This is a genomic window from Desulfitobacterium dehalogenans ATCC 51507 (assembly GCF_000243155.2).
Taxonomy (GTDB): Bacteria; Bacillota; Desulfitobacteriia; order Desulfitobacteriales; family Desulfitobacteriaceae; genus Desulfitobacterium; species Desulfitobacterium dehalogenans.
Genome location: NC_018017.1, coordinates 3,363,671 through 3,386,906 on the forward strand (window position 1 = coordinate 3,363,671; position 23,236 = coordinate 3,386,906).

The window sequence follows — 23,236 nt, forward strand, 5'->3', positions numbered from 1 at the left end:
TTCATGGTATACTATGGGGCGACCACAGAGTCAATACCCGGAGGTGAAAATATTCATGAAAGTCACCATTCGAAAATTTGCGGATTGCATTGGCGTAACGCCGGAAACCATCCGGCATTACCGGGAGATCGGACTGCTGAATCCGAAGGTGAGGGAAAACGGATATTACGACTACACTGTAAACGATGCACTTACGGCGCTGCTGACCAGGGAAATGCGCACCTATGGTATGCAGCTTGAATCCATACGGGATTCCTACGACAGCATCGGCGAGTACAACAAGCTTTTGGCAGACCGGGAAGCGGAGTTGAAGCGTGATATGGAGATGATTCGTCTTGAACTTTCACGCATGCATGAAACCCGGATCTACGCAAGCTGCGGCGTGCGGATTCTGAATAAGGTGGAGGAATTCGAAGGTCCGCCAACCTGGGCGGTGGCCACGATTAACCGAAAAGAGGGCTTTCTCCCGAACCGCGGAATGGAGCAGTGGGTGAAGCAGTTTCCCTTTACCTATGTGTCCGCGACCATACCGCTGGAGGAACTGAACAGCAGAAAAGGGCTAGATCTTTACGACATCCAGATTGGCTTGGGCGCACTCATCCATTATGTAGAAAAATTCCAGCTTCCTCTGGGCGGCCGCTCCTACTACCAGCCCGGAGGCCGCTTCATCCGCACCTGTATCACCACGCGGGACCTCTTCTCGCTGAGCCCGCAGGACATCTCCCCTCTGCTGGAATACGCGGAGGCGCAGGGGTATGTCTTTGCAAGCTGCACGGGTGGGCGGCTGCTGTATATTGACCGCACCGAAAAGGGACCCCTTTTCTACTTGCTGGTATGGGTGCGCGTGGATCCCAAAAGCAACCCGCTGGCGGAGGCAGGTAAACTGGAGGAAACACTAGCCCAGGCCTGAAGCCATAGGAGTATTGAGTACAGAGAGATCTTTATTTAGTCTGTTTATTAACAAATTTTCTTTGGCGTCATGTTTTGCTTCGTTCAAACATTATTATTTGAAAAGTTAATCTGACTTATTTTTTTAATTTTTTTCACATAATCCTTTACCTTAAACCTCCACAAAAAGAGAAACCCGATCCTCATGTGCATGCCGGGTATATAAGCAAATTGGATGATTTTTTGATCAAAGCTACGCGTAAGAGAATGAAACGATGAAATTCTTTTTCTACCGTCTTGCACACCAAACCCCGTGTCTGTCTAAAACACGGGGTTTGGAATGTCCTTGCAAGCCCATCCGGTCTAACAAGAGGTTATTTCCCGATCTTTCCATGCTGGGAGTTTGGCCAGGGTACGGATAGCCATCTGCCGGGCCGCTTCTTTGTCCAGACCTTGAGTGCGGGTAAGAAAATCAGTCATCCCCTCCACTTTCTCCGGATAAGACTGCATCGAGCCGTCGGGCCTTGCGCAATAGAGGCAGTACTCTTTGTTCTCGTCTCCTAAAGCATAGTCGGCGGCTTTCGTCATGGGCATACCGCAGGCAATACAGGTTTTCATCGTCAATCCTCCTTACTCAACTTCCTCAGTTAAACATTTATTGCTTCCAAAGCGGGAACCGAGGGGTGGGCACGACCTGAATGAGATCGTACAAGGCCCCACCCGCCTTCCTCACCCTTATCCCCTGCGAATCATCTTCACATAATTATCCACCAAAGTATCACCGTAACGGCCGACCACATTGCCTTCCGGGGCAAACAAATCTCCGTTGGCCAAATAATGATGGACCAACCCTATCCAGGTATTGAAGAGGAAGTAAAGGGGAAGGTCGATACTTTGACCCGTCCCTATTTCCCGCTGAGCAACCTGACTGAAGTGAAAAGAGATAGCGGACTGAATGGAAATCCAAACATCCCTTGCCCCAGGCGGCAACAATCGGTTTTCGATTACCAGCCTGGTATAAAAGAGTTCGAATTCCCCAATTCCGGTCAAATGTGCTGCCAGGAGTTCTTCCATATGCTCACAGGTACTTGCCGCCTCATGAGTATGCAGGGCAATTTTCTCTCCATAGGTTTCGATCACTTCCGTGATCAGCATTTCCTGGGTCTGAAAATGAGCGAATACCGTACCGTGAGATACTCCTGCCGCCTGGGCAATGTCGGACATACGGGTATTCATGATGCCCTGCTTGGAGAATAGCTGGTACGCCGCGTTTAAAAGGGTCTCTTTCGTCTGCTCTTTTTGCAGTTGACGGTTGCTTTTTTTCATATTTTATTGACTCCAAAGTCATTGATTCTAAAGTCATTATATTCCTTGCCTTTTTACCTGTCAATATTAGGCATGACAGAAATTCGTTTGTCTATCCCGATGTAATTAGCATAGCAGGATTTCATAAGCGCCTCTAAATCCTACAGGGATGCTATTTATTTGTGAACGGAATCGAATTAATACAGGAAAGGTTCCGTTATAAATAAGTACTTTACGGCAAATACTACCACCAAAATGGAGGTATCAATGAAAAACCATGTTTACAGGCAAAAAGATATAGTTCATGTAAGCTTTGAAATCGGGCTGCTTCTAAAAGGCATTCATGGATTGGCGGAGATCATTGGTGGAGTGTTCATGTTATTTCTCACACCGGGTAGACTGAATTTCTTAGCGCATTTTTTGACTAAGCATGAGTTATTGGAAGATCCAAGGGATAGGGTAGCTAATTTTCTGCTTAGCTTAAGTAACAATTTTTCGGTAAGTGCGCAGCATTTTACTGTGTTTTACTTGTGTCTCATGGGCTTATAAAGTGCATTCTGGTTTTTTTGCTGTGGCGTAGAAAGTTGTGGGCGTATCCGCTTACTATCACCTCTCTAATTCTTTTTATAGCTTATCAGATATACCGTTATACGTTTACTCAGTCTATTTTTCTCATACTGCTTTCTCTTTTTGATGCTATCATGATTGTCTTAACTTATTTTGAATATAAAAGAATCAAGTCAGCAAGATGAAGTCCGGAAGAGCAATAAGCCCCTCCGGACTTCATCTTCCGGGTAATGCTTCAGATCATGATTATTCATGCGTCTGATAGTCTCAAATCTGTAATCTAAATCGCCGACTACTTTCCAGAACTATTCTGTGAACTTAATCATGCTTTACTCCAGGGTTGCAACAATTTTATTTAGCTTTCCCAGTGCATTTGGGTTAATTTTCAAGGTACATGTTGCCTTTCCTGAACCTCCGTAAATGTTGGAGTATTGAAATAATCGCTTATCAATGATACAAGGTAAATTATGTCCCACCATTGAGACACTTCCTACGGTACAACCAGTTACTTTTTCAACTTCTCTTGCCCCGGCTAACTTGACCTTCTTGCATCCTAAAATCCTCGCAACTTCATCGAGATCTACATGAGCTCGGTCACCTGACATAATTAAGGCAAAGAAGCCTTTGTCGGTCTTGAGTATTAGTGTTGGTGCAGTTTGTCCAACGTTAATTTTGAAATATGCAGCCCCTTCCTGGGCAGTACGGATTTCTATATCATGATTGATCAATTCAAATGGAACGTTAGTTTCTTTAAGTAGTGCCTGCAAATTTTCCACCAGTCACTCCCTCCTTTGTCGGGAATACTCTATTATGTAAAATCGCCCCAAGGGTATACTTTCAAATCCCTTTGTAAGGCTATTATTACGTTTTTCTCTTCAAAACCTATTCTAGTATAGAGTCGCTCTGCCTCTTTGTTGTTCACACGAACTGATATCTGAATGTGGTTAACCCAATCATATTTAAATGCTTCTATGATCACTCGGTTAATTAATTGTGAACCGATTCCCCTGCTTCTAAATTCAGAAGAAACATTTAAGAAACAGATTTCTGCATATCCATCCGATATAAGCATTTCGAAATAAACATATCCAATTACATGATTGTCCGCCTCAGCTACAATCAACTGATTATACTGGTTTAACCTACTAATTACCTCTGGCCCGGTAAAATAGGCGGTTCTAGGATGGAGTTTAATAAAATCGTCAAAATCACTTGATTTATAATAACGAACATTTATCTTCTGACTGCTCACTTCTAATGCACTAATCAAACTTTTTTTATCCATTATCAAAGTCTTTTCTGCATTATATACATTAAAATAGTTTGCTTCATACACTCGTTTGCAGTTCACATTTGCATCATAAAAAGCTACCTTTGCCAGATTAATATTTTTTGGTATTTTAGCCTTAAAGACAGATAACAGCTTTAAAGCAATCTCAGTCCAGCTTTTTTGCGTGGAAACATACGGCCCCAATAATCTAAGGACAGACTGTTCTTCCGATACATAAATTCCTAAGAAACCACAGATTACGCCTCTGTCTATGGCTATCAAACAACTTTCTGTAAACGATGGAGTAATGTTCATTAGTTGTGATTTGATTTCTTCAGGTGAATAGCCAAGCCATGCAATAAAACTCTCATCAACAGTCTGACAGGATGAGATAAATTTCACTGTTTCTTCCATCGATTCCTCGCTTAGGTTTCTGATAATTATCTCACTCATAGTACAACTCCTGTTCATCTAAGTGATTTCAAACTACGTTCTAGGTATTCACGAAGCATCCTAGCAACATGCATCTTCCTCTAGTTTCGTGAATGCCGCATTATGGATTGTCAAATTATAAAATGCCCAGCCGCTTAAGATTTTTGCTTAACCGGATAACGAATTACCGTTTTCACCACTTTTGAGGTCGGTTTTGTTAGGTACTCCTCCTCATGAACACCGACAATTTCGTATCCGCTTTCTTCAATAAAGGTGTGTAATGTTTGTATAGTAGGCCCTTCCTCTGTGTATGGACCAATATGTAGAATCTCGGCTACTGTACCATAATCCCAATGTTCCAATCGAACTGGGAACTCCGCACTTTTTTGGGGCAATTCTGTTGTTCCTTGAGGAACCGGTAGTCCCCATATTCCAGTCCACTGGTCTTTAGGCACCAAATGAGCATCTGGCCACCGGCCAATTAACTTCCCTACTTTAAACTCAATCCCTTGTTTCTTCAGTTGAAACTTCAACCCGTAGACCGAACCAAATAGTGCTTGCATGGCCTTTTCCATTACCTCGTTGGGATCCCCCTTTGTACTAACGACCGCCATTAATTGTCCCTCTTTTTCGATCAAAACCGGAATGCCTTTCTTACCAGCCATTTTTTGTCCTCCCTTGTTATGAAATCACTGCTTAATTGATAAAGGGTTGTATAGCGAGTTATAACTCTACTTCATGGTCCTGTACCACCCTACTAATTACTTGAGTTGGGCTAAGACTTACCAAATCATCATTAGTCCCAGATATTTCAAAATAGTGTTCTTGTTTTAACTCATTCTTCAAAACTAAGTCCCGTTATCTCAGTAAATGTACATTTTTTTACTGATGGGCCTATACTTAGGATATTGAAGACTAAACCATGCCCCAACAACCTCCTAAAGCATTACACATTCTTCAAAAACCTGTTTATTTTGTGAGTCAATATCTACTTCCGATAGAATTGTTCCTGTCCAGAAAAAGGGTTAAGCTAAATCGAAGATATTTAACCCAGTATTTCCTGACTCATCAGAGTATGCAATCAATGACTGCTTTCATTATTCGCAATATATCGCACTCCAAAATTTTACTTAGCCATCTCAGCTAACGTCCTGTGGGTTTACGGCGTCGGCTTACTACGTCCTTTTTAGATCGCTGGTTAGAAACAGCCTAAGATTCCAGTATGTAATTGTCAAGCGGAACATTAAGTAGAGGAATTCTCTTTAGCTATTTAGTTTGGATGCCATGGCTACCAAATGTTCTAGCAGCAGATCAATAGGCTTTCTTACTTCGTTATATGATTTCAACATGTCACAAATGGCCGATTAAAGCGGCAACTGGAGTTTTAATTCCTTATAGGTAAGCTAAGAACGTTCTTCTCCTGTTATCTTCATATTCTTCACACCAGTTTCAATTCCTTATAGGTAAGCTAAGAACCATTGATACTAAGTCCATAAAACATGTTGATTTACGTTTCAATTCCTTATAGGTAAGCTAAGAACCCATTTCACCCGCACAAAATCAGTAGTCATGGCTAGGCACAACAAATCCAAAAAAAGTTATTTCTCCACAAAACGCTTGGTTAAGCCATATCCCTTGTTGTCGGTCCCCGGGTATTTTTACCTTACTGCACATCGACGACAATTTTAAATGATTAGAGTTTCTCCCTTTCTCCGACCCTATTGTTTTCTACTCCAAGTAGCGTGCCGTTCTTAACATATAATAACATATTTATAACAACTGAATCATCCTCTGGCACCTATTCTATTCCATTTTAATCTTATGATCGATAGATAAAGCCGGGTTTGAGTTCAGAAATCCCAAAAAAGTCTACGTCTATTTTGTCCCCGCAACATTATACCTTTCTTTGTTCCGATTCCGGAGCATATTTAACTAACTATAGAGGGTAACCATAAGGTGAGGTGAGCATCATGGCGACTATAAAAGATGTATTTCGCACTTTTTAACGCAGTCACAACCGCGATCAATCTCTGATGAAACCGAAAGTCATCGAATAGGCGGTGGTTTCTTTGTCAGTAGATATGTTATTGCCGATATGCAAAGTTTCGTTTTACAACTTCTGAATAGGGATAATCTTCTGTTGCCGCTGAAACCCTAATTAATTCCCCTGATTCCAGCATAGCTTTTACCCGTAGGAATAGCCACCTGTCTCCGACACCCGGAATTTGCCCTAATGTTTTACCAATTAACTGGGCAACCTTGAATTTTCCGTCAGGCATGTTAGCCCGCAACGCAAAATCATAAAAATCTTTAGGTAGACCCATGAGGCTTCCGTTAATTACAGCACGCAGCGGGGCATTTTCATGGACCAAGCCCACCCAGGTATTTGCATAGACCCTGCGGCGCAATTCGCTTATAGGTTCCTCACAGGCAGTGTAAGCACCGAATGCTTCCGGGACTATATCTCTTGTGCTGTGATAGCTGATAATACCATTATCTTTTTCAATTTGCTCCGGTACACGCACAACAGAAAGAGGGGCCAGGGCATCGACCAACAAATGACAGGCATAATACAACCCGCATAATTCCTCCGGATTACTGGCACAGACCCACATACGGATAGGCTCCTGCGTCGCTTTCACTTCCTGAAGCCGTACCAAAGCATGCTTATTGGTTTCCCCTATTCCGTCAGGCACTCCGGGGAACTCTGCAAACAGCTCGTCAAGCAGCTTTTGGTGCACGTTCACGCCAGTATCCATATCCGAAATATCGCCAATATCCAAAGCAAGGGTCAGCGCCTCTATATCCATCGGACTGCCTTCTATAGCTATGCCAGCGCAATTATGTGTCTTCCTTGCTTCTTGCCGTTCTTTCCCGGTGGCACCAAGAACGAAGGACGCGTTGCTTATATGATCTTCCTGTTTCATTTATTTTGCTATTTTTAGCCCGCCGGCAGAACTTTGACTAAAAGCGAGCTCAATCATAAAATCCTCCTTATCTATGTTAAAGCTAATCCCAAGGAAATACTCAGAGAACTTAATCATGCTTTACTCCAGGGCTGCAACAACTTTATTTAGTTTTCCCAGTGCACTTAGGTTAATCTTTCAGGGTACATATTGCCTTTCCCGAACCTCCGTAAATAGTTATTTTTTCAACTTTTTTGCCCCGGCTGACTTAACCTTCTTGCATCTAAAATACATGCAACGTCATCGAGATCTACATAAGCTCGGTCACCTGACATATTTAGGCAGAGAATCCTTTGTAGTCTTGAGTATTAGTGTATTGTGATTTCACCTACGTTTCGTGAATTCCCGAAGTCTGGTTACTACATTCATATCCTCTCAGCTTTAGGGAATTCGCTGTTATACGATTGCCCAGCCCTAAATGCGAACATGCACTGAACAAAGTTGTCCAGTGCTTAATCCAGTAGTTCTATAATATTTATTTTGATCTGTGGCAACTCATTTTGTACCACATTCCATACAATTTTTAGGCAATCCCCATGTAGTCATGTATTAATACATCACGAAGGCCAGCCATTTGTCTCCATGGGATTTCAGGGGTTTGTTCTTTAAGTTCTTGCGAAATTCTTTTTGTCGCTTCCCCAATAATTTCAAGATTTCGAATAACCGCATCCTGGATAATTCCTGATGTCATGAATTTGTCTTTTCCTGAGTTCGTATATGTTTCAATCTTTATGATGCTCTCCAGAATATTGTGAAGAAAGACCTTGTCATCTTTCATATAGGCCTAGCCTCCTGAAAAATCTTGTCTTTTAATGTCCAATGAATAGAATCCTGAGTGACAACATCTATCTTTCTTCCTAGGATCTCCTCAAGATCATATTTAAGTGAAATAAGATCAAATAAAGAACAATCATCGCTACACTCAACCAAAAAGTCTATATCACTTTCTGCCTTCTCTTCTTCTCTAAGTACTGAGCCAAATAGTCTAACATTAGAAAATTTGTAGTGAGATGCGATTGATACAATTTGGTCACGCTTCGCCATAATATAGTTAATCACTTGCATTATTATCACCCCCAAGCATATTATACCGTATTTTTCCATAACAATAAACCCTTTGGGCTATCGTATAACGTCCCCGGGATTCCCGACGTGTCCGTCCCGCAGGGCTGGCGCAAGACTTGCTTCTCCTTAACAACCCCAAACTGCAAGTCTTGTAACAGAGGACATGTGGTGCGGCTCACCCGATAAACTCTCTTAACCGCACCCTCGCGGGAATCTTCGTGTTATACGACGGGCGGTAACACAATACATAAGAATTTAGTTATTCCTTTTCACAGTAATAAACTATCTCCGCGATTCCCTGTAAATTATGTATCTCTTTAAAGTTGTTATATGCATAGGATAAAAACAGCCCTCGTGTTTCAACATCATTTCTTTCAAAGTTTCAAGCGAAACCCAGCGAACATTCTTTGTTTCATTACTTTGAGTAATAATATTTCCTTGCACTCTGCATATAAATGTCTCTACCATTATCGGGTAATCACCCTTAATATTTTGAGAACACGCAAAAGGTGTATAGGTCACTACTTTATAGCCATTCATTTCTATGATAATTGATTCATGTTCCCCTTCAATTTCCGTTACCTCAAGGCCGGTCTCTTCAAATATTTCACGTCTTAAGCAATCAAAGATATTTTCGAATTCGCGAATCTTGCCAGCCGGGATTTCTATCATGCCTGATTCTAATGGGGCATCATCTTTATATCGCTCTTGAAGTAAAATATAATGAACTTCATTCAAAGTGTGCTCAATGATTCCACCAACACCTGGTTTAGCCAATAACTCCATAAGAATCCCCCATACCCCAAATCTTTGCTCAAAATCCTAATATTAATCTTAGCCTGTCGTAGAACACCTTTTTACCACAATATCCATGCGCCATTTTTTTCACCCCGGAGGGATTACCGCAGGCATTACGGTAATCCTACCTCTATCAGTAAATAAAAAGCTTTAGATGGTGTTACTATGATACTCCATGTTTCATTCCTTATAGGTAAGCTAAAAACCAATATAGAGTAACGGATGTTGAAAAATATCGATTGTTTCAATTCCTCATAGGTAAGCTAAAAACGATAGGCCGAATTAATATCGTAGTCCCAAAGAGACTGTCGTTTCAATTCCTCATAGGTAAGCTAAAAACCCATTTTACCCGCATAAAATCAGCAATTACGGCAAGCGTCTAAAGTTCTATAAATTAGCATTTTTGCCTCAGGCCGCTTATTAAGCCCTATCTCCTGTCGTCGCTCTCCAGGCTTTTTTACCTTATTGCACATCGACGACATTTTTATTAACCGTCTAGAACCTCCACACATCCGAACCCCTGACTGTTCTTACTTCCTATTCCTCCATCAACGGCCAGCTGAAGCAACTCTTTTGGCCCAATTAAAAGCAGCTTACCGGCATAACCTTTAATTACCGTGTTCTTATAATTTATAATCTTCATCCTTTGCGTTCCAATAGGTCTGATCTCCACCTCCCCTTCTGGTTCTCCAGTTCCATAAAGAGCCCGATATTTCTTGCGAAGATTTTCATTGAATAAACGGGTATAATCCGTCTCCCCCGGTTGGAAATACACCGTATATTTTCTGCCATCCGGTCTAAGGAGCGTACTGTATAATACTACCGGGGAAAGTGTTCTAACCATTACTTTATTTTGCCGCACCTCATATTGGCGAACATTTATCCTATCAATCTCCAGTTCCTGTGCACCTAAACGCATAACCCCTTTGGTAAGCAAGACATTGACCAATGACTGACAAAAATCTTGTAAAGGAGATGATACTGTAAGCTTTATCTCTCCTTCAAAGGCAATGGTTTTTTTCACCCTATCCATTTGGTACGTACCTTGTATTAAAGAAAAACAAAACAGCTTAAATGCGCGGGTTCCGTCGCTATAGCCTTTTTCATGCAAAAAGGCCGCTAGTTCCTGGTCAATGGAATTGTATAACGCTGCTTGTACCAAATAATTATAATGAATTGGCAACACAACCGGTTCCCGCAAAGGTTTAAAATAAATCTCTAAATTCATTTTCCTTCCTCTTCCCATGCTTCTTCAGTATCGCCCTGATTGTAAAACCTCTATGTATACTATTTGACACCGGAGCCCTCACTCCTCTTTTCGGGAAGACCGCCTTAAATAAGTATGCTCTCCTTAGGTAGACAGGTCATAAAAAACCGGCTGCCTCAAGGAGAGCATTTATAGTGTATTAAAAATCTCGACTAATCCAATGGAAAAGCTCTTATTTCCCCGTCGGCACAGCCCGGCTTCCCGGCTTGATAGCCGGAATCCCCTGGGCACAAAGAGGGCAGCTTTCAGGGTCGAAGGATTCAATTTCAATCTCCAGCAAGGAGGCCAAGGGTACTCCGAAGTCAGCTTTTCCACCGCTCCGATTCACAAGCACTCCCACTCCCACGGGTTCTGCCCCATAGGATTTGACCACCTCTATAACCTCCCGGACCGATCCTCCGGTAGTGATCACATCTTCCACCACGAGGACCTTCATACCCGGTTGGAGTTCAAATCCCCGCCGCAGTTTCATTTCTCCATTCTCCCGCTCGGTAAAAATGGCCATGGTTCCTAAAGCTTTGCCCACTTCATGAGCGACCAAAATCCCTCCCATTGCCGGCCCGATCACCAGGTCAATCCCCTGGTCCCGGAAGGACTCCGCTAACGCTTCTCCCAAGCGGGCTGCATGATGAGGATATTGCAGAACTTTGGCGCATTGCATATATTGACGGCTATGTCTCCCTGAGGTCAGTCGAAAATGCCCTTCCAATAAGGCTTCACTTTCTTTGAATAGGTTTAAAACCTCTTCCGGGGATAGGGATGTATTCGATACTGTCATAGATCATAAACTCCTTTCCAACCAATGCACTGTACATTTCTATATAAAGCCCTAATTCCAAAGCTGTTCCAAAGCCTGCCGCGGATCCGGCGCCTGGGTAATGGGTCTGCCCACCACCAGATAGGAGCTTCCGGCCTCCAAAGCTTCCCTGGGGGTAAGGGTACGGGCCTGATCATGAGTTTCACTGCCTTTGGGGCGAATCCCCGGAGTAATGACCAAGAAGTCCGGCCCTGAATGTTGGCGGAGGATTGAGCTTTCCTGAGCTGAGGCCACCACCCCGTCAATACCTGCCTTTTGCCCCAGTTCAGCCAAAGCGACTACCTGATCCTGTAAGGTTCTGCCCACCCCCAGGTCCTTCTGCAGTCTCTCTTCATCAAGACTGGTCAAGACCGTAATGCCGATGATCTTCATCCGTTCTTCGGCGTTCCTTTGCTTCTTAACTTCATGAGTGGCCTGGACCGCCCGGGCCATCATATCATAACCACCGCTGCAGTGGATGGTAAGCATATCGGCACCATACCCGGCCAGAACCCGCACGGCACTTTCCACGGTATTGGGGATATCATGGAGCTTCAGGTCCAAGAAGATGGGGAAGCCTTTCTCCTTCAGGTCCCGGATAATGCCGGCTCCTGCAGCATTATAGAGCTCCATCCCCACTTTAAGCCAGCAGCCGCTCCCCTGAATTTGGTCGGCCAAGGCTAAAGCCTTCTCCCGGCTATCCACATCCATGGCCACCATGACCTTCCTATTGTACTCCGACACCGTTCTTTCCAGCTCCATTTCCATCTTCCTTTCTCTTATCTGAGAATTGCCTGCATCGCGACATGAAAGGGCTATCTTCGATCCTCCATGCTACAGAGCCAGCCCCACTATTTCTTCCACCGAAGCAAAGCCCTGACGGCGGCAATACTCCTCGATCCCCTCTATGACTTCCAAGGGAGCAAGGGGATTCACAAAATTCCCTGTGCCGATGCTGACTGCCTTGGCCCCTGCCAGCATAAATTCCACAGCATCCTGCCAGGTGAGTATTCCTCCCATGCCGATGATGGGAATATCCACAGCCTGAGCCACCTGCCACACCATCCTCACAGCCACCGGGCGGATGGCTGGCCCCGACAATCCGCCTACCTTATTGGCCAAGAGAGGGCGGCGGCGTTCAATATCAATGCTCATTCCAAGCAGAGTGTTGATCATGGAGATGATATCTGCGCCCCCCCGCTCCACTGCTTTGGCCATCTCCACAATATCCGTCACATTAGGGGACAGCTTAGCAATGACAGGGAGATCCGTCTTCCCTTTGACCAAGGCAATCACTTCTTCCGCACTCTCCGGATGGGTGCCGAAATGCATTCCCCCATGCCTCACATTGGGGCAGGAGATATTGACTTCCAGGGCATCGATTCCCGAACCGGATTGAAAAGCACCGGCCATCATTTCATAGTCCTGTAAGGAAAATCCGGAAATATTGGCAATGACTGTCGTGGGCAGCTCCCGAACATTAGGAAGGTAGGAGTGGAGAAATTCTTCGAGGCCGGGGTTTTCCAGACCCACCGAATTGAGCATTCCTGCCGGGGTCTCCGCTAATCGCGGTAAAGGATTCCCTAAACGAGGCTCCGGGGTAAGCCCCTTGAGAGTAATTCCTCCCAATTTGTCAACGGGACAATAGGGCGCATATTCTTCTCCGAAGCCGTAAGTACCTGAACAGGTGAGCACAGGATTTCTCAAGGTTAAAGGTCCTAAGTTCACTTCCAGATTGACCTTTGCCATCTCATTGTTCATCATCCCAGAGCACCTCCTTCCCTTGGAAAACTGGCCCATCCTGACATACCTTTCCTCTGCGAATCCTGCCGCCGATCTCATCCTTTAAGGTGCACACACAGCCCAAGCAAGCTCCTACCGCACAGCCCATCCGTTCTTCCAGAGAAACTTCCACAGCGGCTCCGCTTTGCAAAAAGTACTCGCTGACAGCCTTCATCATCACCTGAGGACCGCAGATAGCGACTGAAGACTCGGACCCTTGGCCAGTTCCCGAACCTGCGGAATCCTTGCGGATGAGGTCCAGAACATTGCCCTTGGTGCCGATACTTCCGTCCATCGAACTCAGGAAAACCGGGACGCCGGCATCCTGCCAAAGCCCAAGCCCGGCACCGGTAAAGAAACCTTCATCTTCCCCGCCCCAATACAAACGCACAGGAATATTTTTCTTCCGCGCTGCTTTGGCTAAAGGGAGAAGAGGAAAGACTCCGATCCCGCCGGCAACCAGGATAAGCGCTCCTTGCTCAGGCAGGGTAAAGCCATTACCCAGAGGGCCCATCAGACTTAAGCTTTCCCCCACCCTTGCCTGGGCTAATAACTCCGTGCCCTTCCCCTTAATCCGATAGAGCAGGGTCAGTTCCCGGGCTTCCCTGTCAATATCGGCAATACTGATGGGGCGGCGCAAAAGAGGATCCAATCCTGTAGAAACCTGTACGTGAACGAATTGTCCCGGCTGCCCTTCCCGGGCGATGCCGGTCCGAAGAACCAGTTTCATGATCTTATAGCGAGGATCACCCATGATTTGGTGAGAAACGACTTGAGCCTTATCCAGCATTTCTATCCCATCCTTTCCGGCATTTTACTCATCCGAATCCAGTTTTCCATTTTTAAAAAACTATTTTCTTGAAAAAAGTCCGCAAGCATTGAAAGCTAAATCTCTCCAGGATTTTGCTTTCGGCGTTCACTCCGTAAGCTGCGCGGAGCAATCTAATCGCTCAAGACCTCCGCTGCGTCGGGTTCCCGCCCAAATCGCTCCTGCTCAATGGGCGGTTGGAAACGTCCTGTTTCCAACCCGACTCCGCTGCAGTCTTTTCGCGAAGATTGCTTTCCTGCTCGCTTAGAATCCGTTCTCTGCCTTAAAGCAAAATCCTTGGGTGGTTTTTCAAGTATCTTTTCAGAACTCTGAGAAAGACCCAAAGCAAAAGCTAAAAGGGACCCGCAAGCGTAGCTTTACGCACAAAAGCGAACGGATTTAGCGCAGGGGCGGTCAAGTCAACGAAGCTTTCTTAACTTAGCGTAGCCACCGGTTCACATCAGGTATTACCCAGAGGTTTGGCGAAGCTGTTAAGAAAGCGAGTTGACCAGCCCCGGAGCTATGGAGAGAGCGTTGTGCGTAAAGCTACCCGCCCCGGACAACGCTTTTCATACCCTTACTGCCCCAGCTCCCCCCACCCTTACTTAAGCGACATCAAACTAGGCAGAAAGGACCTAAGCACATGGACCCAAGCTGAGGCCGTATCCAAGCTTGTAAAGCAGGGAATCCCCTGCTCCACCGCCGTACGGCGTATGGCAAAGCCGTCGCTTTCCTGCTTTTTATTGTGGGTAGTGGTATTGAGGACACATTGAATCACACCCTGCCGGATGGCATCGGTAATTTCCGTGGAGCCTTGATGGAGCTTGGCCACCGGGGCAACCTGAATCCCCTCTTCCCGGAGGATGTTCGCTGTTCCTTCCGTGGCTAAGATGCGGAAGCCCAGGTCGGCAAACTTCTTGACTAAGGGAATGCCCTCCTGCTTATCCCGGTCCGCTAAGGTCACCAGTAAGCTGCCATGGGCGGACATATTGAATCCTCCCGCCAAGAGGGCCTTGTAGAGAGCTTTTTCATAGGTCCGGTCCACTCCCATCACTTCCCCGGTGGACTTCATCTCCGGGCCCAGGGAAGGTTCCACCCGGTGCAGCTTGGAGAAGGAAAACACGGGGACTTTTACCGCCACCCGTTCCGGGACAGGCCACAACCCTAAGGGCAGCTTTAATTCCGTCAGAGTCTTCCCGAGGATGACATCGGTGGCATAATCCACAATGGGCAGTCCGGTCACTTTGCTGATAAAGGGAACCGTACGGCTGGAGCGGGGGTTGACCTCAATCACATACACTTCATCCTGGAAGATAACGTATTGAATATTGAGAAGGCCTACAACATTCAAGGCCCGTGCGATTTCCGTAGTTAGCAGGGTAATCCGCTCGATTAAAGATTCGGATAAAGTCAAGGGAGGGTAGACGGCGATGGAGTCTCCTGAATGTACCCCGGCCCGTTCCAGATGCTCCATAATTCCGGGCAGGCTGACATTGTTTCCATCGGAGATGGCATCCACCTCTACCTCCGTCCCCACCAGGTACTGGTCCATCCATAACTCCTGACCGGGAAAATCCGCCATGGCTCGGTTCACTACCTTTTCCAGTTCGGAAGAGGAATAGACAATCTCCATGGCTCGGCCTCCCAGGACGAAGGAAGGACGAACCATCAGGGGGTAGCCGATGCGGGCCGCCACTTCCCTGGCCTCTGCCAAGGAAGAAGCCTGGCCCCCTTTCGGCCGCTTGGCGCCGATGGTACTAAGCACCTCATCGAATTGCCCCCGCTCTTCAGCCCGATCGATATCTTCAATGCTGGTGCCCAGGATCTTATATCCCCTCTCAGCTAAGGGCTTCGCCAGGCCGATAGCCGTTTGGCCGCCGAATTGGACGATGACTCCCTCCGGCTGCTCCCGGTCCAGGACGGCTGAGACATCCTCCAAGGTTAAAGGTTCAAAATAGAGACGGTCCGCTGTATCAAAATCCGTAGAGACGGTCTCCGGATTATTATTGATAATGATGGTCTCCACACCGGCTTTTTTCAAGGCCAGGACGGAGTGAACGGAGCAATAATCGAATTCAATCCCTTGCCCGATTCGAATGGGGCCGGAGCCTAAGACCACGACCTTGCGGTTCCTGGAGGGTATCCCCTCGCTTTCCTGGTCATAGCTGGAGTAGAAGTAGGGTGTTAACGCCTCAAATTCACCGGCACAGGTATCCACCATTTTAAAGACCGGGTGCAGGCCTTTTTCCTGCCGGTAGGCATAAATCTCTTTTTCCGTGGTCTGCCAGAGACGAGCAAGCTCCCGATCCGCAAAGCCCATTCTCTTTGCTTTCAACAAAAGATCCTCATCCCAAGGGGAGGACTGCAGAGTTTCACTCATCCTGACAATCCGTTGAATGGCTGTGAGGAAGTAAAGATTCCAACGGCTGGCCTGCTGGATCTGTTCAAGGCTTAGCCCTCTTCTCAACCCTTCCGCCAGAATAAACAGCAATTGATCATCAGGCTTCCGGCAGCGCTCCAGTATCTCTTCATCGGAGAGCTCCTGGAATTCCGGGAGAAGGAGGCCAAAGGCTTTGATCTCCAAAGAACGGACAGCCTTTTGCAGGGCGGTCTCCAGATTCCGACCCAGGCCCATGACCTCACCCGTGGCTTTCATCTGGGTTCCCAGACGGCGGTCGGCATCGGAGAATTTATCAAAAGGCCAGCGGGGGATTTTGACCACGACATAATCCAAAGCCGGTTCAAAGCAGGCGGTGGTTTTGCCGGTGACGGCATTAGTCAGCTCCGGAAGGGTATATCCCAGAGCGATCTTGGCGGCCACTTTGGCAATGGGGTAGCCCGTCGCCTTGGAAGCCAGGGCACTGGAGCGGCTCAGCCGGGGATTTACTTCAATGACCACATACTCCAACCGTTCCGGATGCAAGGCATATTGGACATTGCATCCCCCTTCAATCCCCAAGGCTTCTACGATTCTACGGGCAGAAGTGCGCAAGGCTTGAATCTCCCGGTCTGTAAGGGTTTGACAGGGAGCTACAACGATGCTGTCCCCCGTATGCACCCCTACCGGGTCCATATTCTCCATATTGCAGATGGTGATGCAATTCCCTTGCCCATCTCTTAACACTTCATATTCAATTTCTTTCCAGCCTGCCACGCTTTTTTCCACAAGAATCTGACCAATGAGACTGGCCTGCAAACCGCTTTTGGAGATTTCCCTGAGCTCCTCCCGATGATGGGCAATGCCCCCCCCAGTCCCTCCCAGGGTATAAGCAGGGCGGACGATCACGGGATACCCGATCTCCTCGGCAAAACTGAGGGCTCCTTCCAGGTCGGATACGATGACACTAGGAGGAACCGGTTCCCCGAGCTCCCTCATCAGGCTGCGGAAATGTTCCCGATCCTCTGCCTTCGTGATGCTTTCCAGGGAGGTTCCCATCAGCTGAACTCCGCAGCGCTGCAGAATCCCTTTTTCCGCCAGCTGGAAGGCCAGATTCAGACCGGTTTGGCCCCCCATGGTGGGAATGATGCCGTCAGGCCGTTCTCTTTCAATAATCCTCTCCAAAAATTCGCTGGTCAGGGGTTCGATATAGATCCGGTCCGCCACTTCCTGGTCCGTCATGATGGTGGCCGGATTGGAATTCACCAGAACCACCTCTACCCCTTCTTCCTGCAAAGCCCGGCAAGCCTGGGTTCCTGCATAATCAAATTCGGCGGCTTGCCCAATGACGATAGGACCGGAACCGATCACCAGCACTTTATTCCATTTTTTATTCTTCATACGTTCCTCCCCTTTCCCAAGTCCTTCAGATATCGGTTCAAGCTCCGACAGCGGCAAAAAAGCGTTCGAAAAGTTCTTTGTTCTCTTCCGGCCCCGGTGCTCCTTCCGGGTGATACTGAACGGAGAAAATGGGATACCGGGTATGCTCCATCCCTTCTACCGTTCCATCATTCAAATTGCGTAGAATGACTTGGAACCCTGTCCCTGCCAAAGAATCCTCTGCAACGGCATAGCCGTGATTCTGAGCCGTCATAGTGGTTTTGCCTGTGCGCAGATCCTGGACGGGATGATTCCCTCCCCGGTGCCCAAAGGGCAGTTTATAGGTTTTTCCCCCGGCAGCTAAGGCTAGAATCTGATGACCAAGGCAGATCCCCATCATCGGCAGCTCAGGAAGCAGTGCTCGGGCAGTCTGAATGATCTCGGACAGTCCGCTGGGGTCTCCTGGTCCATTGCTTATAAATACTCCCTTGGGAGAGGTGGCTAAAATCTCCTCCGCACTGCTCCAGGCGGGAAAGACACGAATTCTTAATCCTCTCTGCTGCAGGGTGCGGAGAATATTGCGCTTTCCCCCGCAATCGAGAACCGCTACATAGGGACCACTCCCCGGAATCTCATAACTTTCTTTGATGGTGGCCTGATAAACCCAATGGGGCTCCTTCTCCCTATGTTGGAGGTTGTCGGCATACTCCCCCCAATAGTTCATTCCTTGCTCCCGGGTCTGGGCAAAGACACCCGGGAGGGTGCCCTGGTTGCGGATATGGCGGGTCAAGGCCCGGGTATCGATTCCTTTTAGTCCCCAGATCTTATGCAGTCTACAAAACTCTTCCAGGGAACGATCCTTATGTCCGCTGCCCTCTCCCTGGGAGAGCTCCCGAACCACCAACCCTTTAAGAAGAATTTTATCTGCTTCATTTTCTTCATCATGCCATCCGTAATTCCCGATCTGAGGATGAGTCAGGACAAGAATCTGACCTGTACAGGAAAGATCCGTGATCATTTCCTGATACCCTGACATGGAGGTGTTAAACACCACTTCCCCTGCTTGGGTCTCCATAGTATTATCTGCCGGCCAGGCTCCGAATCCTTCACCTTCAAAAGTAGTACCATCTTGCAATACAAGAAACGCCATTCTAAGTCCTCCTTTTTCTCCCTTCGGTTCCCTAGATTTCATGAACCAAGCATCCGTCCACCCAGACCTTGATGGGGAATCCTTTCAGTCTCTGCCCCAGGAAAGGAGTGTTCTTGCCTTTTGAGGCCAGATAATCCGTATCGATGAGCTCTGTGTGCTCAGGGTCAAAAAGAATGAGATCCGCCGGTGCGCCGACTTTTAAGGTTCCCCCCGACAGATTGAAACGCTGAGCAGGATTCATGCTCCAGGCTTTAATCAGGAGTTCTTGCGGAAGAATGCCGGTGATCACCATCTCTTGCCAAGTTGCGGCCAAAGCAGTCTCTAAACCGGAAATTCCGAAAGGAGCCTCATCAAAGGGATTGGTCTTCTCTTCCCAAGTGTGGGGGGCATGGTCCGTAGCCAGCATATCAATCGTCCCATCCAGCAAGCCTTCGATGAGTGCCTGCCGATCCTCTTCCGTGCGCAGGGGAGGATTGACTTTATAGGATGTGCTATAGGGGGTCCGGGCAATGGCTTCATCGGTATAGAGTAAATGATGAGGATTGACCTCAGCACTTACATCCACCCCCCTCTTTTTGGCTTCACGAATAAGGTCCACGCTCTCCTTAGCAGAGATATGGGCCAAGTGGAGCTTCCCTCTGCTTTCCTCAGCAAGGAGAAGATCCCGGGCCACCATGACGCTTTCCGAGCTGCTGGGAATGCCTCTTAAGCCCAGACGGGTACTGACTATTCCCCGGTGCATCACTCCCTTATGGGCCAGGCTCTCATCTTCGCAATGACTGATGACCGGACAGGAGGTCAGTTTGGCATACTCCAGAGCCAGGCGCATCATTTCCCCCCGCTGAACTCCTCTTCCATCGTCGGAAAAGCCCATCGCCCCCGCGGCAGCCAACTCCGCCATCTCCACTAGTTCTTTCCCCTCCTGGCCCTTGGTTATGGCCGCGATGGGATGAATCCTGGCTAAACCAACTTTTTCCCCTTGGTTCACCACATATTCGATAAGGGCTTTTTGATCCAGTACCGGAGTGGTATTGGGCATCGCCAGGATGGTGGTGAATCCTCCCCGGACGGCTGCCCGGGAGCCGCTGGCGATATCTTCCTTGTCCTCTCTGCCCGGTTCCCGCAAATGAGTGTGAACATCGATCAATCCGGGAAAAAGATAGCATCCCCCGGCCTCAATCTCCTGCCACTCTGTTCCTCCGGATTTTGCTTTGGCTTCGGCCTCGGTGATTCCTTGTTTAAGCTCGAGAATCTTCCCCTCTCCGATCAAGACATCCCGGATATCGGAAATGTTCTGAGCAGGATCAATAACCTGAGCATTTTTAATCCACCACATAACCGGTTCCCCCTCCCATCAATAAGTACATAATAGCCATTCTGACCGCGACGCCGTTGGTCACCTGCTCCTCAATCACCGATTGGCTGGAATTGACGATACTGCTCTCGATCTCTACCCCGCGGTTCACCGGACCGGGATGCATGATCAAGGTCTGTTTGTCCGTCTTTTTGACCCGTTCCGCCGTAATTCCATAGAGCTGTGAGTATTCTCTTAAGCTGGGGAGCAGTCCTGATTGCTGGCGCTCCAGCTGCAGGCGCAAGGCCATGATCACATCGGTTCCGGGCAGTTCCTCATCCAGATTAAAGGTTGTCTTCACTCCCCAGGAGTGGATCTCAGGGGGGAGCAAGGTGGGCGGTCCCACCAGAACCACTTCCGCCCCTAAATTCCGCAAAGCCCAGACATTGCTGCGGGCCACCCGGGAGTGCAGGATATCCCCCACAAGGAGAATCTTGCGCCCTTCCACACTGCCCAGGCGCTCCTGCATAGTATACACATCCAGCAGGGCTTGGGTGGGGTGCTCATGCTGTCCATCCCCGGCATTTATTACACCGGCCTTGAGCTCTTTCGCCAGAAACTGGGCCGCCCCGGAACTGGAGTGACGGATGACCACGATATCCGGTTTCATGGCCTGCAAGGTTCTCACCGTATCCAGCAAGGTCTCCCCTTTATTCAGACTGCTTTGAGCCACCGCCAGGCTGGTGGTATCGGCGCCGAGAATCTTCGCCGCTGTCTCGAAAGAAGTCCGGGTGCGGGTTGAGGATTCAAAAAACAGATTGTAGACCGATTTCCCCCGGAAGGTAGGCAATTTTTTTACTGCCCGGGACATGATGTCTTTCATGGGTTTGGCAGTATTGAGAATGAGTTGAATTTCCTCAGGTTTCAAATCTTCAATATGCAGTAAATCTTTACGTGACCAGCCCATATTCTTTCTCCCCTTATCCTTTTTATTACCTTGAACGAATCCGTGGTTCTTATACCCTTCATAGTTACAAAAAATCCCCTTGCCAAAGGCAAGAGGATATAAGGATACACGTATCCTGCATTCTCTACCCTTGGCTCACTCTCTGGAAAGCTCTTAAAGGGTGTCTATGAAGTTTGAGCTTCATGCTCTTAAAGGACAGCTTCTATGGATTTTATTTATCCACACGCTCCAGCAAAAGGACCTCTTCCGTCTCATCGATCTCCTTAATGCAGACGGAGACAATCTCACGGCTTGAAGTGGGAAGATTTTTCCCCACATAATCCGCACGGATCGGGAGTTCCCGATGTCCCCGGTCCACGAGGACGGCTAGTTGTATTTTTTCCGCTCGTCCTAAATCCATGGTGGCATCCAGGGCCGCCCGGGCCGTGCGCCCGGTATAGAGAACATCATCTACCAGGATGACCGTTTTCCCTTCAATGGTAAAGGGCACCTCGGTCTGATGAACCACAGGCTGAACATCGATCCGGCTCAAATCATCCCGATATAAGGTGATATCCAGGATTCCTAAAGGAAGCTTAACCCCTTCAAATTCCTCGATCTTCTGCTGAATCCGCTCGGCCAGAGGTACACCCCGGCGGCGAATCCCCACCAGGACCACCCCGTCGGTTCCTTTATTTTTCTCGACGATTTCATGAGCTATCCGGGTGATTGCCCTACGAATTCCATCCACATCAAGGATCTTGCTCTTTGTGATTCCTTCCAAAGGGTTGCACTCCTTTCGGCATATATAAAGAAAACCCGACTTCGCCAACTTCAAATTCACGCGTCCCGGAAGCGAAGTCGCTGGTTGCACTTATGCTTAGAAAGTATATAGCGCAAGCTTATACTTTCTGACAGTGCAAAAAAACTGCCCACCACAGCAGACAGTTTACCCTACTTCTTCCTGCCTTCTGTGTCTCACGGGACCTTTTTAAAGGCTTCATTGAATTTAGTCTATATTAGATTTTGTCCCCTGTCAATGTCCGAATAAATTGGCATAATATTCTAAGCAATTAAGCCATTTTTAGTTAATAAACCTTTTTTCCCGCATCTTAGCCTGATCAAGAAATAAGGCCATCCCTGCGAATCCCCTCCAAAACCTTTTGGAGCAGCTCGGAAGGAGGAGCACTGAACTCCATATATTCCCCGGTTCGCGGATGCTGAAACCCTAAAAGTTGGGCATGGAGCATCTGACCCTGTAAGCCAAAAGGGTTCTTCCGGGGCCCGTAAAGAGGATCTCCCAGAACGGGATGCTTAAGATAGGCCATATGAACCCGAATCTGGTGGGTCCTCCCTGTTTCCAGCCGGGCTTCAATCAGGGTAAAATCCCGGAACCTCTCCAGGACTTTATAATGGGTCACAGCCTCTTTGGCATTCTGAAAAACCACCGCCATCTTTTTGCGATCGGCAGGATCTCTGCCGATTGGAGCTTCCACCGTTCCCGAGGGCTCGAACACGACTCCGTGAACAATGGCCAGATACCGGCGGGCCATACTGTGGGCTTTGATCTGCTCAGCTAATCCTTGATGGGCCAAGTCATTTTTTGCCACGACCAAAAGCCCAGAGGTATCCTTGTCAATACGATGGACAATCCCAGGGCGCAATACTCCATTGATTCCGGAGAGATTCCGGCAATGGTAAAGCAGGGCATTCACCAAGGTCTTGGTCCATGCCCCCGGCGCCGGATGAACCACCATCCCCTGGGGTTTGTTCACGACCAATACATCCTCATCTTCATAGAGGATTTCCAGAGGAATATCCTCTGCTTCCACCTGCAATTCTTTGGGAGGAGGAAGGACCACCGTAATCTTATCCTTTGTCCGTACCTTATAATTGGACTTTTTGGAGGCCCCATTGACCAAGACATGGCCATCCTCGATTAATCCCTGGATAAAAGAGCGGCTTTTACCCACCACTTCCGTAACCCCCACATCCAAGCGGGTTCCTTCGGCAAGCTCAAACTCCATCTTTGGTTCCGATTCCTGGTCATCCCTATCCTGGATCTCTAACTCCAGTTCCAGTTCTTCAGCGTCCAATCCAGTATTTAACCCTTCCCACTCCATAGTTATCCCCTGTTCTATCCCC

22 protein-coding genes and 1 pseudogene are annotated in these 23,236 nt (G+C 47.7%); 2 read left to right on the forward strand and 21 right to left on the reverse strand.

Going from position 1 to position 23,236, the window contains the following annotated elements; genetic code table 11:
* The first annotated feature begins 55 nt into the window (after positions 1–55).
* Positions 56–910, forward strand: a complete 855-nt coding sequence (locus DESDE_RS16330) for a MerR family transcriptional regulator (protein ID WP_014795132.1) — start codon at positions 56–58, stop codon at positions 908–910.
* 341 nt (positions 911–1,251) lie between these two features.
* Here DESDE_RS16330 and DESDE_RS16335 read toward each other — a convergent pair whose 3' ends face one another.
* Together DESDE_RS16335 and DESDE_RS16340 are read right to left on the reverse strand one after the other, a co-directional pair.
* Positions 1,252–1,506 (reverse strand): zinc ribbon domain-containing protein, encoded by a 255-nt coding sequence (locus DESDE_RS16335; RefSeq protein ID WP_014795133.1) that lies wholly within the window; start codon positions 1,504–1,506, stop codon positions 1,252–1,254.
* 117 nt (positions 1,507–1,623) lie between these two features.
* Positions 1,624–2,214, reverse strand: a complete 591-nt coding sequence (locus DESDE_RS16340) for a TetR/AcrR family transcriptional regulator (RefSeq protein WP_014795134.1) — start codon at positions 2,212–2,214, stop codon at positions 1,624–1,626.
* A gap of 234 nt (positions 2,215–2,448) precedes the next feature.
* On the opposite strand from DESDE_RS16340, the pseudogene DESDE_RS16345 reads away from it, so the two are divergent.
* Positions 2,449–2,945, forward strand: a pseudogene (locus DESDE_RS16345) (DUF2127 domain-containing protein).
* Positions 2,946–3,089: 144 nt separating this feature from the next.
* Here DESDE_RS16345 and DESDE_RS16350 read toward each other — a convergent pair.
* The 19 genes from DESDE_RS16350 to DESDE_RS16435 form a co-directional block, all read right to left on the reverse strand.
* Positions 3,090–3,536 carry an aminoacyl-tRNA deacylase gene (locus DESDE_RS16350; protein ID WP_014795135.1) on the reverse strand — a complete coding sequence of 149 codons (447 nt, stop codon included), beginning with the start codon at positions 3,534–3,536 and terminating at the stop codon, positions 3,090–3,092.
* Positions 3,537–3,568: 32 nt separating this feature from the next.
* Positions 3,569–4,483, reverse strand: a complete 915-nt coding sequence (locus DESDE_RS16355) for a GNAT family N-acetyltransferase (protein WP_014795136.1) — start codon at positions 4,481–4,483, stop codon at positions 3,569–3,571.
* 134 nt (positions 4,484–4,617) lie between these two features.
* Positions 4,618–5,127, reverse strand: coding sequence for a GyrI-like domain-containing protein (locus DESDE_RS16360; RefSeq protein WP_014795137.1), 510 nt, complete (start codon positions 5,125–5,127; stop codon positions 4,618–4,620).
* Between the two features lie 1,419 nt (positions 5,128–6,546).
* A complete protein-coding gene (locus DESDE_RS16365) occupies positions 6,547–7,389 on the reverse strand; it encodes a DUF3658 domain-containing protein (protein WP_242831268.1) in 843 nt (280 codons plus the stop codon).
* 562 nt (positions 7,390–7,951) lie between these two features.
* On the reverse strand, positions 7,952–8,206 hold the full coding sequence (locus tag DESDE_RS16370) for a HepT-like ribonuclease domain-containing protein (RefSeq protein ID WP_014795140.1): 255 nt from the start codon (positions 8,204–8,206) through the stop codon (positions 7,952–7,954).
* Positions 8,203–8,493 carry a nucleotidyltransferase family protein gene (locus tag DESDE_RS16375; RefSeq protein ID WP_014795141.1) on the reverse strand — a complete coding sequence of 97 codons (291 nt, stop codon included), beginning with the start codon at positions 8,491–8,493 and terminating at the stop codon, positions 8,203–8,205. Before DESDE_RS16375 ends, DESDE_RS16370 begins: the two co-directional genes overlap by 4 nt.
* A 282-nt stretch (positions 8,494–8,775) precedes the next feature.
* Entirely contained in the window at positions 8,776–9,279 is a 504-nt protein-coding gene (locus DESDE_RS16380) for an NUDIX hydrolase (RefSeq protein WP_014795142.1), read from the reverse strand.
* A 499-nt stretch (positions 9,280–9,778) separates the two neighbouring features.
* Entirely contained in the window at positions 9,779–10,519 is a 741-nt protein-coding gene (cas6, locus tag DESDE_RS16385; RefSeq protein ID WP_014795143.1) for a CRISPR-associated endoribonuclease Cas6, read from the reverse strand.
* Positions 10,520–10,730: 211 nt separating this feature from the next.
* Positions 10,731–11,336 (reverse strand): orotate phosphoribosyltransferase, encoded by a 606-nt coding sequence (pyrE, locus tag DESDE_RS16390; protein ID WP_014795144.1) that lies wholly within the window; start codon positions 11,334–11,336, stop codon positions 10,731–10,733.
* A gap of 51 nt (positions 11,337–11,387) precedes the next feature.
* The gene (pyrF, locus tag DESDE_RS16395; protein ID WP_014795145.1) at positions 11,388–12,116 is read right to left on the reverse strand and encodes an orotidine-5'-phosphate decarboxylase; all 729 of its coding nucleotides are present in this window, start codon (positions 12,114–12,116) and stop codon (positions 11,388–11,390) included.
* 72 nt (positions 12,117–12,188) lie between these two features.
* The gene (locus tag DESDE_RS16400) at positions 12,189–13,118 is read right to left on the reverse strand and encodes a dihydroorotate dehydrogenase (RefSeq protein ID WP_014795146.1); all 930 of its coding nucleotides are present in this window, start codon (positions 13,116–13,118) and stop codon (positions 12,189–12,191) included.
* Positions 13,105–13,926: a dihydroorotate dehydrogenase electron transfer subunit gene (locus DESDE_RS16405; RefSeq protein WP_014795147.1), complete on the reverse strand. Its 822-nt coding sequence runs from the start codon at positions 13,924–13,926 to the stop codon at positions 13,105–13,107. The genes DESDE_RS16400 and DESDE_RS16405 overlap by 14 nt, the downstream gene beginning before the upstream one ends.
* A gap of 152 nt (positions 13,927–14,078) precedes the next feature.
* Positions 14,079–14,288 carry a hypothetical protein gene (locus DESDE_RS21935; protein WP_083838568.1) on the reverse strand — a complete coding sequence of 70 codons (210 nt, stop codon included), beginning with the start codon at positions 14,286–14,288 and terminating at the stop codon, positions 14,079–14,081.
* Positions 14,289–14,545: 257 nt separating this feature from the next.
* Complete coding sequence (gene carB / locus DESDE_RS16410) at positions 14,546–17,722, reverse strand: carbamoyl-phosphate synthase large subunit (RefSeq protein WP_014795148.1); 3,177 nt, start codon at positions 17,720–17,722, stop codon at positions 14,546–14,548.
* Between the two features lie 37 nt (positions 17,723–17,759).
* Positions 17,760–18,851 (reverse strand): glutamine-hydrolyzing carbamoyl-phosphate synthase small subunit, encoded by a 1,092-nt coding sequence (gene carA, locus DESDE_RS16415; RefSeq protein WP_014795149.1) that lies wholly within the window; start codon positions 18,849–18,851, stop codon positions 17,760–17,762.
* Between the two features lie 31 nt (positions 18,852–18,882).
* Positions 18,883–20,187, reverse strand: coding sequence for a dihydroorotase (locus tag DESDE_RS16420; RefSeq protein WP_014795150.1), 1,305 nt, complete (start codon positions 20,185–20,187; stop codon positions 18,883–18,885).
* Positions 20,174–21,112, reverse strand: a complete 939-nt coding sequence (locus DESDE_RS16425; RefSeq protein ID WP_014795151.1) for an aspartate carbamoyltransferase catalytic subunit — start codon at positions 21,110–21,112, stop codon at positions 20,174–20,176. The genes DESDE_RS16420 and DESDE_RS16425 overlap by 14 nt, the downstream gene beginning before the upstream one ends.
* A 211-nt stretch (positions 21,113–21,323) precedes the next feature.
* Positions 21,324–21,875, reverse strand: coding sequence for a bifunctional pyr operon transcriptional regulator/uracil phosphoribosyltransferase PyrR (gene pyrR / locus DESDE_RS16430; protein ID WP_014795152.1), 552 nt, complete (start codon positions 21,873–21,875; stop codon positions 21,324–21,326).
* Positions 21,876–22,212: 337 nt separating this feature from the next.
* Positions 22,213–23,214 carry an RluA family pseudouridine synthase gene (locus DESDE_RS16435; RefSeq protein ID WP_174270179.1) on the reverse strand — a complete coding sequence of 334 codons (1,002 nt, stop codon included), beginning with the start codon at positions 23,212–23,214 and terminating at the stop codon, positions 22,213–22,215.
* Positions 23,215–23,236: the final 22 nt, after the last annotated feature.

Bases quoted from the DNA above. Each gene is read 5' to 3' on its own strand.
- DESDE_RS16330 (WP_014795132.1), top strand. From the start codon at position 56: ATGAAAGTCACCATTCGAAAATTTGCGGATTGCATTGGCGTAACGCCG.
- DESDE_RS16335 (WP_014795133.1), bottom strand. From the start codon at position 1,506: ATGAAAACCTGTATTGCCTGCGGTATGCCCATGACGAAAGCCGCCGAC.
- DESDE_RS16340 (WP_014795134.1), bottom strand. From the start codon at position 2,214: ATGAAAAAAAGCAACCGTCAACTGCAAAAAGAGCAGACGAAAGAGACC.
- DESDE_RS16355 (WP_014795136.1), bottom strand. From the start codon at position 4,483: ATGAGTGAGATAATTATCAGAAACCTAAGCGAGGAATCGATGGAAGAA.
- DESDE_RS16360 (WP_014795137.1), bottom strand. From the start codon at position 5,127: ATGGCTGGTAAGAAAGGCATTCCGGTTTTGATCGAAAAAGAGGGACAA.
- DESDE_RS16365 (WP_242831268.1), bottom strand. From the start codon at position 7,389: ATGAAACAGGAAGATCATATAAGCAACGCGTCCTTCGTTCTTGGTGCC.
- DESDE_RS16370 (WP_014795140.1), bottom strand. From the start codon at position 8,206: ATGAAAGATGACAAGGTCTTTCTTCACAATATTCTGGAGAGCATCATA.
- DESDE_RS16375 (WP_014795141.1), bottom strand. From the start codon at position 8,493: ATGCAAGTGATTAACTATATTATGGCGAAGCGTGACCAAATTGTATCA.
- DESDE_RS16380 (WP_014795142.1), bottom strand. From the start codon at position 9,279: ATGGAGTTATTGGCTAAACCAGGTGTTGGTGGAATCATTGAGCACACT.
- cas6 (WP_014795143.1), bottom strand. From the start codon at position 10,519: ATGAATTTAGAGATTTATTTTAAACCTTTGCGGGAACCGGTTGTGTTG.
- pyrE (WP_014795144.1), bottom strand. From the start codon at position 11,336: ATGACAGTATCGAATACATCCCTATCCCCGGAAGAGGTTTTAAACCTA.
- pyrF (WP_014795145.1), bottom strand. From the start codon at position 12,116: ATGGAGCTGGAAAGAACGGTGTCGGAGTACAATAGGAAGGTCATGGTG.
- DESDE_RS16400 (WP_014795146.1), bottom strand. From the start codon at position 13,118: ATGATGAACAATGAGATGGCAAAGGTCAATCTGGAAGTGAACTTAGGA.
- DESDE_RS16405 (WP_014795147.1), bottom strand. From the start codon at position 13,926: ATGCTGGATAAGGCTCAAGTCGTTTCTCACCAAATCATGGGTGATCCT.
- carB (WP_014795148.1), bottom strand. From the start codon at position 17,722: ATGAAGAATAAAAAATGGAATAAAGTGCTGGTGATCGGTTCCGGTCCT.
- carA (WP_014795149.1), bottom strand. From the start codon at position 18,851: ATGGCGTTTCTTGTATTGCAAGATGGTACTACTTTTGAAGGTGAAGGA.
- DESDE_RS16420 (WP_014795150.1), bottom strand. From the start codon at position 20,187: ATGTGGTGGATTAAAAATGCTCAGGTTATTGATCCTGCTCAGAACATT.
- DESDE_RS16425 (WP_014795151.1), bottom strand. From the start codon at position 21,112: ATGGGCTGGTCACGTAAAGATTTACTGCATATTGAAGATTTGAAACCT.
- DESDE_RS16435 (WP_174270179.1), bottom strand. From the start codon at position 23,214: ATGGAGTGGGAAGGGTTAAATACTGGATTGGACGCTGAAGAACTGGAA.